At 62.7% G+C, this 13,365-nt stretch carries 13 protein-coding genes; 12 read left to right on the top strand and 1 reads right to left on the bottom strand.

Annotated features, from left to right (window positions below; translation table 11 throughout):
- Positions 1-1,518, top strand: a 1,518-nt coding sequence (locus NCS67_RS27715; protein ID WP_250437491.1) for an RHS repeat domain-containing protein, incomplete at its 5' end; no start/stop codon positions are given.
- 813 nt (positions 1,519-2,331) lie between these two features.
- Here the strand turns inward: NCS67_RS27715 and NCS67_RS27720 are convergent.
- Positions 2,332-3,405 carry a porin gene (locus tag NCS67_RS27720; RefSeq protein WP_008345987.1) on the bottom strand — a complete coding sequence of 358 codons (1,074 nt, stop codon included), beginning with the start codon at positions 3,403-3,405 and terminating at the stop codon, positions 2,332-2,334.
- 425 nt (positions 3,406-3,830) lie between these two features.
- On the opposite strand from NCS67_RS27720, the gene NCS67_RS27725 reads away from it, so the two are divergent.
- The 11 genes from NCS67_RS27725 to NCS67_RS27775 are packed head-to-tail and all read left to right on the top strand — an operon-like array spanning position 3,831 to position 13,359.
- On the top strand, positions 3,831-4,148 hold the full coding sequence (locus tag NCS67_RS27725) for a non-heme iron oxygenase ferredoxin subunit (protein ID WP_008345991.1): 318 nt from the start codon (positions 3,831-3,833) through the stop codon (positions 4,146-4,148).
- Between the two features lies 1 nt (position 4,149).
- Positions 4,150-4,458: a recombinase-like helix-turn-helix domain-containing protein gene (locus NCS67_RS27730; protein WP_175980345.1), complete on the top strand. Its 309-nt coding sequence runs from the start codon at positions 4,150-4,152 to the stop codon at positions 4,456-4,458.
- A 17-nt stretch (positions 4,459-4,475) separates the two neighbouring features.
- Positions 4,476-5,534, top strand: coding sequence for an aromatic ring-hydroxylating dioxygenase subunit alpha (locus NCS67_RS27735; RefSeq protein ID WP_008345995.1), 1,059 nt, complete (start codon positions 4,476-4,478; stop codon positions 5,532-5,534).
- Complete coding sequence (locus NCS67_RS27740; RefSeq protein ID WP_008345996.1) at positions 5,527-6,279, top strand: SDR family oxidoreductase; 753 nt, start codon at positions 5,527-5,529, stop codon at positions 6,277-6,279. The genes NCS67_RS27735 and NCS67_RS27740 overlap by 8 nt, the downstream gene beginning before the upstream one ends.
- 33 nt (positions 6,280-6,312) lie before the next feature.
- The gene (locus NCS67_RS27745) at positions 6,313-6,840 is read left to right on the top strand and encodes a cupin domain-containing protein (RefSeq protein WP_008345999.1); all 528 of its coding nucleotides are present in this window, start codon (positions 6,313-6,315) and stop codon (positions 6,838-6,840) included.
- Between the two features lie 7 nt (positions 6,841-6,847).
- A complete protein-coding gene (locus NCS67_RS27750; RefSeq protein WP_250437492.1) occupies positions 6,848-7,708 on the top strand; it encodes an alpha/beta fold hydrolase in 861 nt (286 codons plus the stop codon).
- Positions 7,705-8,565 carry an IclR family transcriptional regulator gene (locus NCS67_RS27755; protein WP_250437493.1) on the top strand — a complete coding sequence of 287 codons (861 nt, stop codon included), beginning with the start codon at positions 7,705-7,707 and terminating at the stop codon, positions 8,563-8,565. The genes NCS67_RS27750 and NCS67_RS27755 overlap by 4 nt, the downstream gene beginning before the upstream one ends.
- On the top strand, positions 8,562-9,377 hold the full coding sequence (locus tag NCS67_RS27760; RefSeq protein WP_250437495.1) for an SDR family oxidoreductase: 816 nt from the start codon (positions 8,562-8,564) through the stop codon (positions 9,375-9,377). Before NCS67_RS27755 ends, NCS67_RS27760 begins: the two co-directional genes overlap by 4 nt.
- Positions 9,370-11,037, top strand: a complete 1,668-nt coding sequence (locus NCS67_RS27765; RefSeq protein ID WP_008346007.1) for a thiamine pyrophosphate-binding protein — start codon at positions 9,370-9,372, stop codon at positions 11,035-11,037. The genes NCS67_RS27760 and NCS67_RS27765 overlap by 8 nt, the downstream gene beginning before the upstream one ends.
- Positions 11,030-11,854 carry an aspartate dehydrogenase gene (locus NCS67_RS27770; protein ID WP_008346008.1) on the top strand — a complete coding sequence of 275 codons (825 nt, stop codon included), beginning with the start codon at positions 11,030-11,032 and terminating at the stop codon, positions 11,852-11,854. Before NCS67_RS27765 ends, NCS67_RS27770 begins: the two co-directional genes overlap by 8 nt.
- Before the next feature lie 14 nt (positions 11,855-11,868).
- Positions 11,869-13,359: an aldehyde dehydrogenase gene (locus tag NCS67_RS27775; protein ID WP_250437496.1), complete on the top strand. Its 1,491-nt coding sequence runs from the start codon at positions 11,869-11,871 to the stop codon at positions 13,357-13,359.
- Positions 13,360-13,365: the final 6 nt, after the last annotated feature.

Consider the following 13,365-nt stretch of genomic DNA (forward strand, 5'->3'; position numbering starts at 1 on the left):
GCGCCGGCTATCAAACAGAATGCCGAAGAGCGGCGCGTCATTACTTACGAAATCACGCCCGCCAACCCGACGCCGAAAACCCAGCCGAAGCTCACGCAGGCCACCGTCGATTCGGTCACCCTGCATGGCATCGATGAATTGCTGAAGCTCTCGGGCCAGCGCGACACGATCCTGAAATGGCTCGATGCCTTCGACGCCAACCGCAGCGCGATGCTCAAGCAGGCATTCGGCGATGCGGCCACGGCCGGCACTCTGATCTTCATGGCCGCTCAGGTCGTAGCGGAAATCAAGCGGCGCAAGGCGCGCGGCATTCCCTCGCATACCGCGCACGCCGCGCCCGGCACGATGGAAAAGCCGCACACCAAGCCTGGCGAACATCGCGAGACCACGCAGAAAGGCGCAAAGCCCAGCGACCTGCCCGCGAAGGACGGCTGTGGGTGTCCGGCAACGGCGAGCAAGAAGCCGGTCAACTATGCGATGGGCGACGAGAACCTCGAACAGACCGACTTCGCGCTCGACGGCGTGACGCCGATCGTCTGGACGCGGCGCTATCGGTCGAGCCTTTGCGCTTACGATGCGAGTCCGCTCGGGGCGCGCTGGACGAGTCCCTATCACCTGTCGATCGACGAGCACGACAGCGGCGCGCTGACCTTCTTCGATCCGGACGCGCGCGCGGTGCCGCTGCCCGCCGTCCCGCTCGGCGATTCGATCGAGGTGCCGAGCGAGCAGCTCACCATCAGCCGAGTCGATGCGCGCACTCTGCAACTCGCCTATCCCGATGGCTCGCGCGAGGTCTACGAGCAAAGCCGCACGGTGAAGACTTCGCGCTACCGGCTCGTTGCCCGCACGGGCCGCGACGGTCTCGGGCTGACGTTGAGCTACAACGACAAGGACGAACTGACCGGCATCACCGACGGCGCGGAGAACACGATTCGTATCGAGACCGTGAACGGGCGTGTGGCGGCAATCTATCGGATCGGCTTGCACGGCAGCCGCGACGAGGCGATCGCGCAGTACACGCACAGTCCAGAAGGCGATCTGATCGAGCACCGCGACGTACTTCATCACGCGCGCACGTATGTCTATCAGCATCACCTCCTTACGCGCTACACGGACTTCAACGGCAACCCGGCCAATCTCGAATGGGACGCGTTGGGCCGAAGCGCGGCAACGTCCGCGCAATCGCGCTGCGTGCGGACGTGGATCGCCAAGGACACAATCCTCGACCGTGAAATGAACGTTCACGCGCTGGCCCCGAAAGAGGACACGCGCTTCGAATATCACCGCGAGCACTGGTACACCAAAGTCACGGACGGCGAAGGCAACGCCACGATCCATCGATACGACCAGCACAACCGCATCATTCTGGTCGAGCATCCGGACGGAACCAGCGACGCGTTCAACTGGAACGAGAACAATCAACTCGTCAGCACGAAGAACGCGCTCGGTCAGGTGCAACGTTTCGAATACGACGAGCAAGGACGTGTAGCAGAGCTGCGGCGTAGCGGATGGACATAGCGGAGCGACGCTTTACGAGAGCGCTCCGAAAGCCTTCCACGTTCCGGCGTGCCTGCTGCGGTGCAGGTCCACCCGGCGACGGCTGTTCCGGCCGGGTTGCTATTGGTCATGGTGTCACCGATGACCCACGTTCCGGAGGTCGGCGGAGCCGTGCCTCGCAATACGCGCTGCCCGGGCAGCAGGTTCCCGCTGTCGAAGGACTGAAATGGCGCTACCGCTGTCGTACTGTCGATAGCGCAATTCCAAACGGCATAGCGGGCACACTGAAATCGTTGCCCGCGACATCAGCGAGTGCCACGGCCCCCGCTTGAAGATTGATAAGCCCAATCGGATATTGCGTGTCGCCTGGGTAGGTCCGCACGTTCCCCTTAATCGATAGCTTGCTGATGGTCACAGTTGCGCTCGTCGAGGAAGCGCCAACCGTGACCGCGCGCTCGTCGCTCGCGCCCGAGCTGTTGACGTTCAGAATGGCGTTACCGTCAACAACGATCGCTTGAACGGTGCATGCTGCCGCTGGCGCACACGCGACACAACCCGCAACTTCGCACTCTGCGATGGAAAGCAAGGTTGAGCGGGTCGGCTTCGCCTTCATCGGTTCGCGAGGAGATGCTCGATGTGCCCGTCGAAGCGTGCCGGGTCCGGGCCGCTGCGCGAGCCGCGCATCGCCGCCCAATCCAGAATCTGACGGACCGTACCATTTCCGTGGTAATGGTTAATTTTGCAAAGAAAGTAGGCGCCGCCCCGCACAGGGGCAGTGCCAATAGACCGACGCGAATACGGGATCCGGCGAAAACCAAAACCAAAACCAAAAAATCAAAACGAGTGATGAATCCCCGCCAGCACGATGACCTGATTCGCCGTACTCGACACCCCAGCGGTAAAGAAAGCCGCCTTCACCCCCCCAGTAGCATGCTCATAAAGCGCATTGACATAAAGCTGCGTCGACTTCGACAACATATAGATATCGCCGATTTCGAACTGCGTCCATCGTCCGCCCGCGAACGTCGTCGTCGCCGCGCCGCCCGCGATCCAGTTCCACGCGACCGGTTTAAAGGTCAACCCCGCATCGTATGACTGAAACGTATCGGACTGCCCGTTCGATTGCAGCTTCACGCGCGTATAAAGCGCATGCACGACGAACTTGCCGATCTCATACGACGCACCCGCGCCCATCTCCTCCTGCTTGTCCGCCATGTAAGTCGCCGCCGGCTGACCCTGAAACGTCGTCAGACCGGTCGTCGCGATCGCGGGCGTGCGATTGTGCTCGTTCGAATACGTGGCCGCCGCCTTGAACGGACCGTTCGCATACGTAATGCCGAAGCCGTAGTTGCGGCCCGTCGAGAAGTTCGTCGTGTTGCCGAGGCCCATCATCGCGCCCGCAGAGAAGCCATAGAAGTTCGCCGAGCGGAATTTCACCGAGTTGTCGTAGGGCACCACGCCCGTATCCGCCAATTGATCGATGTTGCCCGGATGAAACGCGTACCAGCTCGCCGCGAGATACGCGGTCGATAGCGGTCCGAGCATGTCGAAGCTGAACGGCGTCTGATGACCGAGCGTCAGCGTGCCGACGTTTTCCTGCTCGAGCCCGAGATACGCCTGCCTATTCCAAAGCGTGCCCGCCTTCGCGAAGTTGCCCGTGTTCGTGTAGAAGCCGTTCTCGAGTTGCGCGACGGTCTTGAGCCCGCCCCCCAAATCCTCGACCACGCGAAAGCCCCAGCGATCCGGCTGCATGTTGCCCTGCTCCTCCATCCACTTCGGATGGCCGCCGACGTTGTTGATATACGCGATGCCGGCATCGAGACTGCCATAGAGCGTGACCGTGCTTTGCGCGGCCGCACCGGTCGCGACCCCGGCCCCGATGAGCCCCGCTGCGATGATGTGCTTCACCCTTCGTTCTCCTGATCGTGTGGTTCGAGCGCGGGCCTCGCCCGCTTTCCTGTTCCTGCTGATCGCAGTTGTTGCCCTTCCCCAGCAAGACGTCCGCCACTCGCTTGCGTTCCATATATGGATCACCGTCCTGCCTATGGAAAGTATAGTGAGCTTTCCCGCGCCAAAAAAATAAATTTGTGATGAAGCCGGGTAGACCCTGAGACGACGCGGACACGGCGCATCTGCCGGGCAAAAGGGCTTACGGATCAATGACAAACGGGCGTTCTTACTTCATCCGCGAGCTTTGAACCGCGTCGACTTAAGTGTTTTCACCTAGATATCTACTTTTATATTTTTTCCGAGCCAGTCGACTCCTATAATCACCATACACGAACTGTTGTTCCTTTAGTGGAACACAGACGAACCAGAGGAAAGGGTGAAAGATGTCTGAACAATGGCGCTGCGCCGGGCATGCCGGCGATCTGTCGGAAGACGCACCAATCGAATTCAAGCTCGATGACGGCGCGGAAATCGGAATCTACAAAGTGGGCGACGCGCTATATGCGCTCGAGAACGTCTGCCCGCACGCATATGCGTTGCTGACGCAAGGCTTCGTCGATGGCGACACCGTCGAATGTCCGCTGCACGAAGCGGTGTTTCACATCCCCACGGGCAAATGCCTGAAAGAGCCCGGCGGCCGCGACCTGAAGACGTATTCGGTGCGCCTCGCCGGCGAGGAAATTCAGATCAAGGTGGCGTGACATGGAAAAAGTCGTGAACTTCAACCCGCATCTCAAGCCGTGGCTCGCGCCGCAGCCGAACAACGTCGCCGGCAAGGGCGTGATCGAAAAGCCGGGCGAGACTGAAAACTTCATCTGGCAGACGCGCAAGGCCGAGCCGACGCAATACGAAAACGACTTCGGCGATGCGCTCGAACGCGTCTTCGAAGCGGGCGCGCTGGAACTGGAACAGGTGGTCGCGGGCTTGAACAAGGACGGTTTCCGCACGCCGGAAGGCACCGCATGGACCGCCGACCGCCTCGCCGCCGAACTGCGCACGCTCGCCGAATAAAGAAGGAGCTTCTTCCCATGACGTCCCCTCAGCAAACAACCGCCGCCGATCCCGTTCAGGCCTATCTCGATCGCGGCTTGCGCAATTACTGGTATCCCGTGGCGCCGAGCTGGCAAGTGGCGAATGCGCCCATCGGCTTGACGCGACTCGGCGATCAGATCGTGCTCTGGCGCGACAACGAAGGCAAAGTGCATGCGCTCGAAGATCGCTGTCCGCATCGCGGTGCGCGTCTGTCGCTCGGCTGGAATCTCGGCGGCAGCGTCGCGTGCTGGTATCACGGCATCGAAGTCGATGGCAGCGGCACTGTGCAGAAAGTGCCCGCCGTGTCCGCGTGCCCGCTCGAAGGCCAGAAGTGCGTGAAGTCGTACCCCGTCGAAGAACGCGCGGGCGCGATCTTCCTCTGGTTCGGCGACGACGCCAACAAGGAACCCGCGCCGCTCGTGCTGCCCGAAGAACTCGTCGCCGAGGAATACGCGAGCTTCCTGTGCATGTCGCACTGGAAGTGCAATTACCAGTACGCGATCGACAACGTGATGGACCCGATGCACGGCGCGTATCTCCACGCGACATCGCATTCGATGGCCGAGGGCGACAAGCAGGCCGACATGCGCGTGCGCAAGACCGAAACTGGCTTGATGTTCGAGAAGGTCAATCAGCGCGACGTGAACTTCGACTGGGTGGAGCTCGGCGAAACCGGCTGCCTGTGGATGCGCCTCGCGATTCCGTACAAGAAGAAGTTCGGGCCCGGCGGCAACTTCGGGATCATCGGTTTTGCTACGCCCGTCGACAACGACAACTGCCAGGTCTACTTCTGGCGCACGCGCAAGGTCTCCGGATGGCAGCGCGATGCGTGGCGCTTCCTGTATCGCAATCGTCTCGAAGGACTGCACTGGGCCGTGCTCGAACAAGACCGCTATGTGCTCGAAAGCCTGGCGCCGAACGCACGCGATCACGAATTCCTCTATCAGCACGATGTCGGCATGACGCGCGTGCGTCGCATGTTGAAGCAGCGCGCGCAGCAACATCTCGCCGCGCTCGAAGCATTGCCGAAGAACACGGAGCACGCTCATGCGTGATGCGTCGAAAGCGCTCGACGGCCGTCGCGTGATCGTGACCGGCGGCGCTCGCGGACTCGGCGCGGCCTTCGTGCGCGCGCTCGTCGGGCAAGGCGCGCACGTCGCGTTCGGCGATGTGCTTAGCGAAGAAGGGGAAGCACTTGCGCGCGAACTGCGTGACGTGCACTTCTTCCCGCTCGATCTGAACGAACCGCGAAGCATCGCCGAATTCGTCGAACAAGGCACGAATGCGTTGGGCGGTCTCGATGCGCTCATCAACAACGCCGCGATCACCAACTCGGGCGGCAAGTCCGCCAGCGAGCTCACACCGCAAACATGGGATGCGGTGATGAACGTGAACGTGCGCGGCACTTGGCTGATGAGCGTCGCGTGCCTGCCGCATCTGAAGGATTCGGGACGCGGCGCGATCGTGAACATCGCATCCGATACGGCGCTGTGGGGCGCGCCGAAGCTGCTCGCATACGTCGCGAGCAAGGGCGCGGTGATCGCGATGACGCGCTCGCTCGCCCGCGAGTTCGGCGCGGACAACGTGACCGTCAACGCGATCGCGCCCGGCCTCACCGAAGTGGAAGCCACCGCATATGTGCCCGCCGAGCGTCACGAGTATTACCTCAAAGGCCGCGCATTGACGCGCGCGCAAGTCCCCGACGACGTGAACGGCCCCGTGCTGTTCCTGCTCTCGGATGCGGCGCGCTTCGTAACGGGCCAGTTGCTGCCGGTGAACGGCGGCTTCGTGATGAATTGATTCGCTCTATTTGATTGGAACCTGGAGAAAGCAATGGCCGATGCAGACATCGAACGCAAGTCGTGGGATCAGCCCGCCGAAGCGAGCTTCGCACAATGGATGGACACGCGCGTCGCGCGCCTCGAAACGCGCCGTTACGACTGGGACGCGCTCAAGTTCCAGGCCGACTACGACCCGAAGTATCGTCGCGCGCAGATGCGTTATGTCGGCACGGGCGGCACGGGTGTATCGAAGGACATGAACACGATTCCCGCAGGCAGCTTCACGTTTTCGACGATGGTCATTCCCGCCGGCAACATCGGGCCGAGTCATATTCATATCGACGTCGAAGAGATTTTTTTCGTGCTGCGCGGAAAGATGAAAGTCGTCTGCGAGAAGGACGGACAAACGTGGGAAGCCGTGCTCGGCGAGCGCGATCTCATTTCCGTGCCGCCGGGCGTGTATCGCACCGAGATCAACATCGGCGAGGAAGACGCGCTGATGTGCGTGATGCTCGGCGCGCCGAAACCCATCACGCCGACGTATCCGCCGGATTCGCCGCTGGCGAAGTTGAAGCGCTGAGGCTCGCATGAACATCCAGACGCTCGCGTGCTTTCCCGACACGCATATCGAAACCGCGCACGGCATCACGGGTTATCGCGAGGCAGGTGCGATGCATCGGCGCGCGCTGCCCGTCGTGCTGCTGCATGGGATCGGGTCGGGCGCGGCGTCGTGGGTCCGGCAGCTCGACGCGCTCGGTGCGAAGCGGCGTGTCATCGCATGGGACGCGCCGGGGTATGGCGAATCTAGTTGCATACGTAACGATTCGCCGCTTGCGCTCGATTACGGGCAAGCGTTGCGCGCGTGGCTCGATGCGCTCGATATCGATCGATGCGTGATCGTCGGCCATTCGCTCGGCGCGATCATCGCGGGATCATTCGCCGTGCATACGCCACAGCGCGTCGCGGGCCTGCTGCTGATATCGCCGGCTGCGGGTTATGGCGCTGCATCGAAGGAAGTGCGCGAATCGAAACGCGATGCACGTTTGAAGATGCTGATCGAACTCGGCCCGCAAGGACTCGCACGCGAGCGCAGCGCCAACATGCTTTCGCACTACGCCGACGATGAAGCGCGCGAATGTGTCCGCTGGAACATGGCGCGCATCGTCCCCGCAGGCTATGCGCAAGCGACGCATCTGCTTGCCAACGCCGATCTCGCAGCGGATATCGCGCGCTTTCACGGACGCATCGCGGTCGCCGTCGGCGCGGACGATGCGATCACGCCGCCCGACGCATGCGAGCGCATCGCGCAGGCCGCGCGGGTCAATCTGCAAGTGATGCCGCGTGCGGGCCATGCAGGCTACGTCGAATCACCCGCTGCATACACCGCATTGATCGATGCGTTTTGCGAAAGCATCGAATGCCACACGAAAGACGGAGTACCGCAATGACATCCCCTGCCACGGAAGAAGCCGACAAGGGCGAACCGACTTACATCGTGCCGGGACTCGAACGCGGATTGAAGATCCTCACCGAGTTCTCGCCGCGCGAACCGGTGCTTGGCGCGCCCGAATTGTCGCGACGCCTCGGCATTCCGCGCACGACGGTTTTCCGCCTGTTGCAGACGCTCGAATCGCTCGGCTTTCTGGAGCGCGCGGACAAGGACCGCAACTATCGGCTGGGCGTCGCCGTGCTGCGTCTCGGCTTCGAATATCTGAGCTCGCTTGAACTCACCGATCTCGGCCTGCCGATCATCGAAGCATTGCGCGACGCGACCGGTCTCACGAGCCACATTCTCATTCGCGATGGGCGCGATGTCGTGTTCGTCGCGAAAGCGCAGAGTCACGCGCCTATCTTCAGTTCGGTGAAGGTGAACGTCGGCACGCGCCTTCCCGCCCATGCGACGACGCACGGCCACGTTCTGATGGGCGATCTTTCGCTCGATGAACTTCGCGCGCTCTACCCGGAAGCGCATCTCGAACGCTTCACGACGTCCACGCCCGAAACGGTCGAAGAGCTCTTCGAGCGCGTGAAGGAAGACGCCGAACGCGGCTACGCGACAAGCCAGTCGTCGTTCGAGCGCGGCATATCGGTCGTCACCGCGCCCGTTCGCAACGACACGGGACGCATCGTCGCCGTCATCACGACGACGATTCCGCGTCCCGAGATCGACGCAGCGTTGCTCGACAGCGGTCTCGTCGACAAGGTTCGCGAAGCCGCCGATGCGCTCTCGATGCGTCTCAACTATCGCCCGGGCGCGCGTGCGTCCGCGTCGAACCGCTACATGAAATCTCTGGGGTTGCAATGATTCGAATCGATCTCTCGGACCAGGTCGCTGTCGTCACCGGCGGTTCGTCGGGCATCGGTCTCGCGACGGCGAAGTTGTTCTTGCAAGCGGGCGCATCGGTGGCCATTTGCGGGCGCGACAGCGAACGTCTGCAAGGCGCGCAGGCAACGCTCGCCGATGAATTCCCGCAAGCGCAACTGTTCGCCGCGCGTTGCGACGTGCTTGACGCGGACCAAGTGAACGCATTCGCATCGCAGGTAATGCAACGCTTCGGCCGCGTCGACATGCTCGTGAATAACGCGGGTCAGGGCCGCGTCTCCACATTCGCCGATACCACCGACGACGCCTGGCGCGACGAACTGGAACTGAAGTACTTCAGCATCATTCGTCCGACGCGCGCCTTCTTGCCGATGCTGAAAGATGCGCCTTCGTCCGCGATCGTCTGCGTGAACTCGCTGCTCGCGCTGCAACCAGAGCCGCATATGGTCGCGACTTCATCGGCGCGCGCGGGCGTGTTGAGTCTCGTGAAATCGCTTGCGACGGAACTCGCGCCGCAACGCATCCGCGTGAATTCGATTCTCATCGGCATCGTCGAATCGGGGCAATGGAAGCGTCGCTATCAGAACTATTTGGACGAGAACGCCGATAACCCCACGCGCCAAAGCTGGGAAGAATGGACCGGCGAGCTCGCGCGCAAGAAAAACATTCCGCTCGCCCGCTTCGGCTTGCCCGAAGAAGCGGCGCAGGCGCTCTTCTATCTCGCAACAACGCTGTCGTCGTACACGACCGGCAGCCATATCGATGTTTCCGGAGGCTTTGCTCGTCATGTCTGAAAAAACCACGGTCGGCGAACTGATCGCCGCGTTCCTCGAACAATGCGGCGTCCGCACGGCGTTCGGCGTGATCTCGATTCACAACATGCCGATCCTCGATGCGATCGGGCGTCGCGGCAACATCCGCTATGTCGGCGCGCGCGGCGAAGCGGGCGCCCTGAACATGGCCGACGGACTCGCGCGCGTATCCGGCGAACTCGGCGTCGCGTTCACGTCGACGGGCACGGCTGCCGGCAACGCAGCGGGCGCGATGGTCGAAGCGCTGACGGCGGGCACGGCGTTGCTGCATATCACCGGGCAGATCGAAACCGAGTATCTCGATCAGGATCTCGCGTATATCCACGAAGCGCCCGATCAGTTGTCGATGCTGCAATCCATCTCCAAGGCGGCGTTTCGCGTACGCACCGTGGACACCGCGTTGCCGACGATTCGCGAAGCCGTGCGCGTCGCGCTCACTGCGCCTGCGGGCCCGGTGAGCGTCGAGATTCCCATCGACATTCAGGCCGCTGAAATCGAATGGCCCGCCGATCTCGCCGCGCCGCACGTCGGCATGCTCACGCACGACAGTCTGCGCGTGAAGCAGCTCGCCGATGCGCTCACGAACGCGAAGCGTCCGTTGCTATGGCTCGGCGGCGGCACGCGTCATGCGCGCGGCGCGGTCGAGCGCCTCGTGAAGCTCGGCTTCGGCGTGGTGACGAGCGTGCAAGGTCGCGGCGTGCTGCCGGAAGATCATCCGGCGACGCTCGGCGCATTCAACGTGCATCCGTCCGTCGAAGCGTTCTACAAGACCTGCGATGCGCTCGTCGTCGTCGGCTCGCGTCTGCGCGGCAACGAAACGCTGAAGTACAAGCTCGCGCTGCCGCAGCCGCTTTATCGCATCGACGCCGATGCGCTCGCCGATAACCGCGGCTATCGCAACGAACTCTTCGTGCATGGCGATGCATCGCGCGTGCTCGATGAACTCGCGACGCTGCTCGAAGGCCGCATCCGCATCGATGCCGCGTTCGCGAGCGATCTCGCGGCAGCGCGCGAAACGGCCGTCGCGGAAGTGTCGAAGGGACTTGGACCGTACAAGCGTCTCGTCGATTCGCTGCAACGCGCGGTGGGCCGCGATTACAACTGGGTCCGCGACGTGACGATTTCGAACAGCACGTGGGGCAATCGCCTGCTGAAGATTTTCAATCCGCGCGCGGGCGTGCATGCGCTCGGTGGCGGCATCGGGCAAGGCATGCAGATGGCGATCGGCGCCGCGCTTTCGGGCGCGGCGAAGAAGACGGTCGCGCTCGTCGGCGATGGCGGTCTGATGGTCAATGTCGGCGAGCTCGCAACCGCCGTGCAGGAAAAGGCCAACGTCATGATCGTGCTGATGAACGATCAATGCTACGGCGTGATCCGCAACATTCAGGACGCGAACTACGGCGGACGCCGCATGTTCGTCGATCTGCATCAGCCGGATTTCGCGCAGTTCTGCGCGAGTCTCGGCCTTGCGCATCGCCGCATCACGTCGCTCGATCAGGCCGATGACATCGTGCGCGAAGGGCTCGCGATCGATGGCCCGGTGCTGGTCGAAGTGGACATGCTGTCGGTCGGCTCGTTCGCGACCGCGTTCGCCGGGCCGCCCGTCAAGAAGGAAGAGCCGAAGGAGCCGGAATATGCGTGATCCCCTCCATGCACGGCAAGCGATCGACATCGCGATGATCGGCTTCGGCGCGATCGGTTCGGCGGTGTATCGCGCGCTCGACAACGATCCGCTCGTTCGCATCTCGCATGTGATCGTGCCGGAACGCGATCGCGACAACGTGCGCGCCGTGCTCGGCGATAACGTCGATGTCGTGTCGCACGTCGATGCGCTCGCCAGTCATCCGGAATTCGCGCTCGAATGCGCGGGACATGCGGCGCTCGTCGATCATGTCGTGCCGTTGCTGAAGTCGGGCACGGATTGCGCGGTCGCATCGATCGGCGCGCTGTCGGAAGCCGGCTTGCTCGATGCCCTCGCCAATGCCGCCAATGAAGGCGCGGCCACGATCACGCTGCTCTCGGGTGCGATCGGCGGCGTCGATGCGCTCGCCGCCGCGAAGGAAGGCGGCCTGGACGACGTGCAGTACACCGGCCGCAAGCCGCCGCTCGGCTGGCTCGGCACGCCTGCTGAAACGCTCTGCGATCTGAAGTCGCTGACTGAAGAAAAGGTCATCTTCGAAGGCACTGCACGCGATGCGGCGCGTCTCTATCCGAAGAACGCGAACGTCGCGGCGACCATCGCGTTGGCGGGACTCGGGCTCGATGGCACACGCGTGCGTCTCATCGCCGATCCGGCTGTCGAGCGCAACGTGCATCGCATCGTCGCACGCGGCGCGTTCGGCGAGATGTCGCTGGAAATGTGCGGCAAGCCGTTGCCGTCGAATCCGAAGACATCGGCGTTGACTGCATTCAGCGCAATCCGTGCGTTGCGCAATCGCGCCGCGCGTTGCGTCATCTAAGGAGCTTCAGAAAGATGAATCATCCCGACACTTCGCTCGTAGCGTCCGGCGATATCTATATCGGCGGCGAGTGGCGCAAAGGGCGCGGCAATCAGTACGCGAGCATCTATCCCGCCGATCAATCCGTCAACGCGGAGATCAGCACCGCCGATGCCGACGACGCGCGCGAAGCCGTCGAGATCGCGGATCGCGCTTACAGGCAGGCCGATTGGGCCGGACTGAAGCCGCATCAGCGTGCTGCGGTTCTGCATCGCATCGCGAATCTGATCGAAGCGCGTCATGAAGCGCTCGCGCAATTGCAGCGCCGCGACAACGGCAAGCCGATCAGCGAAACGCGCGCCCTGGTCACGAGCGCGGCCAACACGTTCCGCTACTTCGCAGCGTGCCTCGAAACGCTCGAAGAAGAACTCACGCCTTCGCGCGGCGATTATCTGACGATGAGCGTGCACGAACCGCTCGGCGTCATCGCGGCAATCACGCCGTGGAATTCGCCGATCGCATCCGATGCGCAAAAGCTCGCGCCTGCGCTCGCGGCCGGCAACGCGGTCGTGCTGAAGCCCGCTGAAGTGACGCCGCTGGCATCGCTTGCGCTCGCGCGCATCTGCGAGGAAGCGGGCGTGCCGAAAGGCGTCGTGAGCGTGTTGCCCGGCAAGGGCTCGGTCATCGGCGATGCGCTCGTGCGTCATCCGCTCGTCAAGAAGGTCGCGTTCACGGGCGGCACCGAAGTCGGTCGCGGTATTGCGCGTCTTGCTGCGGAAAAGCTGATGCCGGTATCGCTCGAACTGGGCGGCAAGTCGCCGACCATCGTCTATGCCGATGCCGATCTCGATCACGCAGTGAACGGCGTGCTGTACGGCATCTTCAGTTCATCGGGCGAATCGTGCATCGCGGGATCGCGGCTCTTCGTCGAACGCAAGGTGTACGGCGAGTTCATGTCGCGTCTCGTCGATCGCGCACGCAGGCTGCGCGTCGGCGATCCCACGCGCGAAATCACGCAGATGGGTCCGCTCATCACATCGCAGCATCGCGAGAGCATCGAACGCTATGTCGCGCTCGGTCTCGAAGAAGGCGGCACGCTGTTATGCGGCGGCGAACGTCCGACGGGCGATGGCCGCGAGAAAGGCTTCTTCTATCTGCCGACGATCATCGAAGGTCTCGCGAACGATGCGCGCATGTGTCAGGAAGAAATCTTCGGCCCGGTGCTTGCCGCCCTGCCCTTCGACGACGAAGCCGCGTTGTTGCAACAAGCGAACGACAGCGTGTTCGGTCTCGCCGCCGGCATCTGGACGCGCGACTACAAGCGCGCATGGAACCTCGCGCGCGCGTTGAGCGCGGGCACGGTCTGGATCAACACGTACAAGCAGTTTTCGATTTCGACGCCTTTCGGCGGATGGAAAGACAGCGGCATGGGACGCGAGAAAGGCCGTCTCGGCCTGCGCGAATACATGCAGCAAAAGAGCCTGTACTGGGGCTTGAACGATGCCCCGCTGCCGTGGGCGAACTGAAGGAGT

This window comes from Caballeronia sp. ATUFL_F2_KS9A (assembly GCF_023630765.1).
In the GTDB taxonomy this organism is placed as follows: domain Bacteria; phylum Pseudomonadota; class Gammaproteobacteria; order Burkholderiales; family Burkholderiaceae; genus Caballeronia; species Caballeronia zhejiangensis.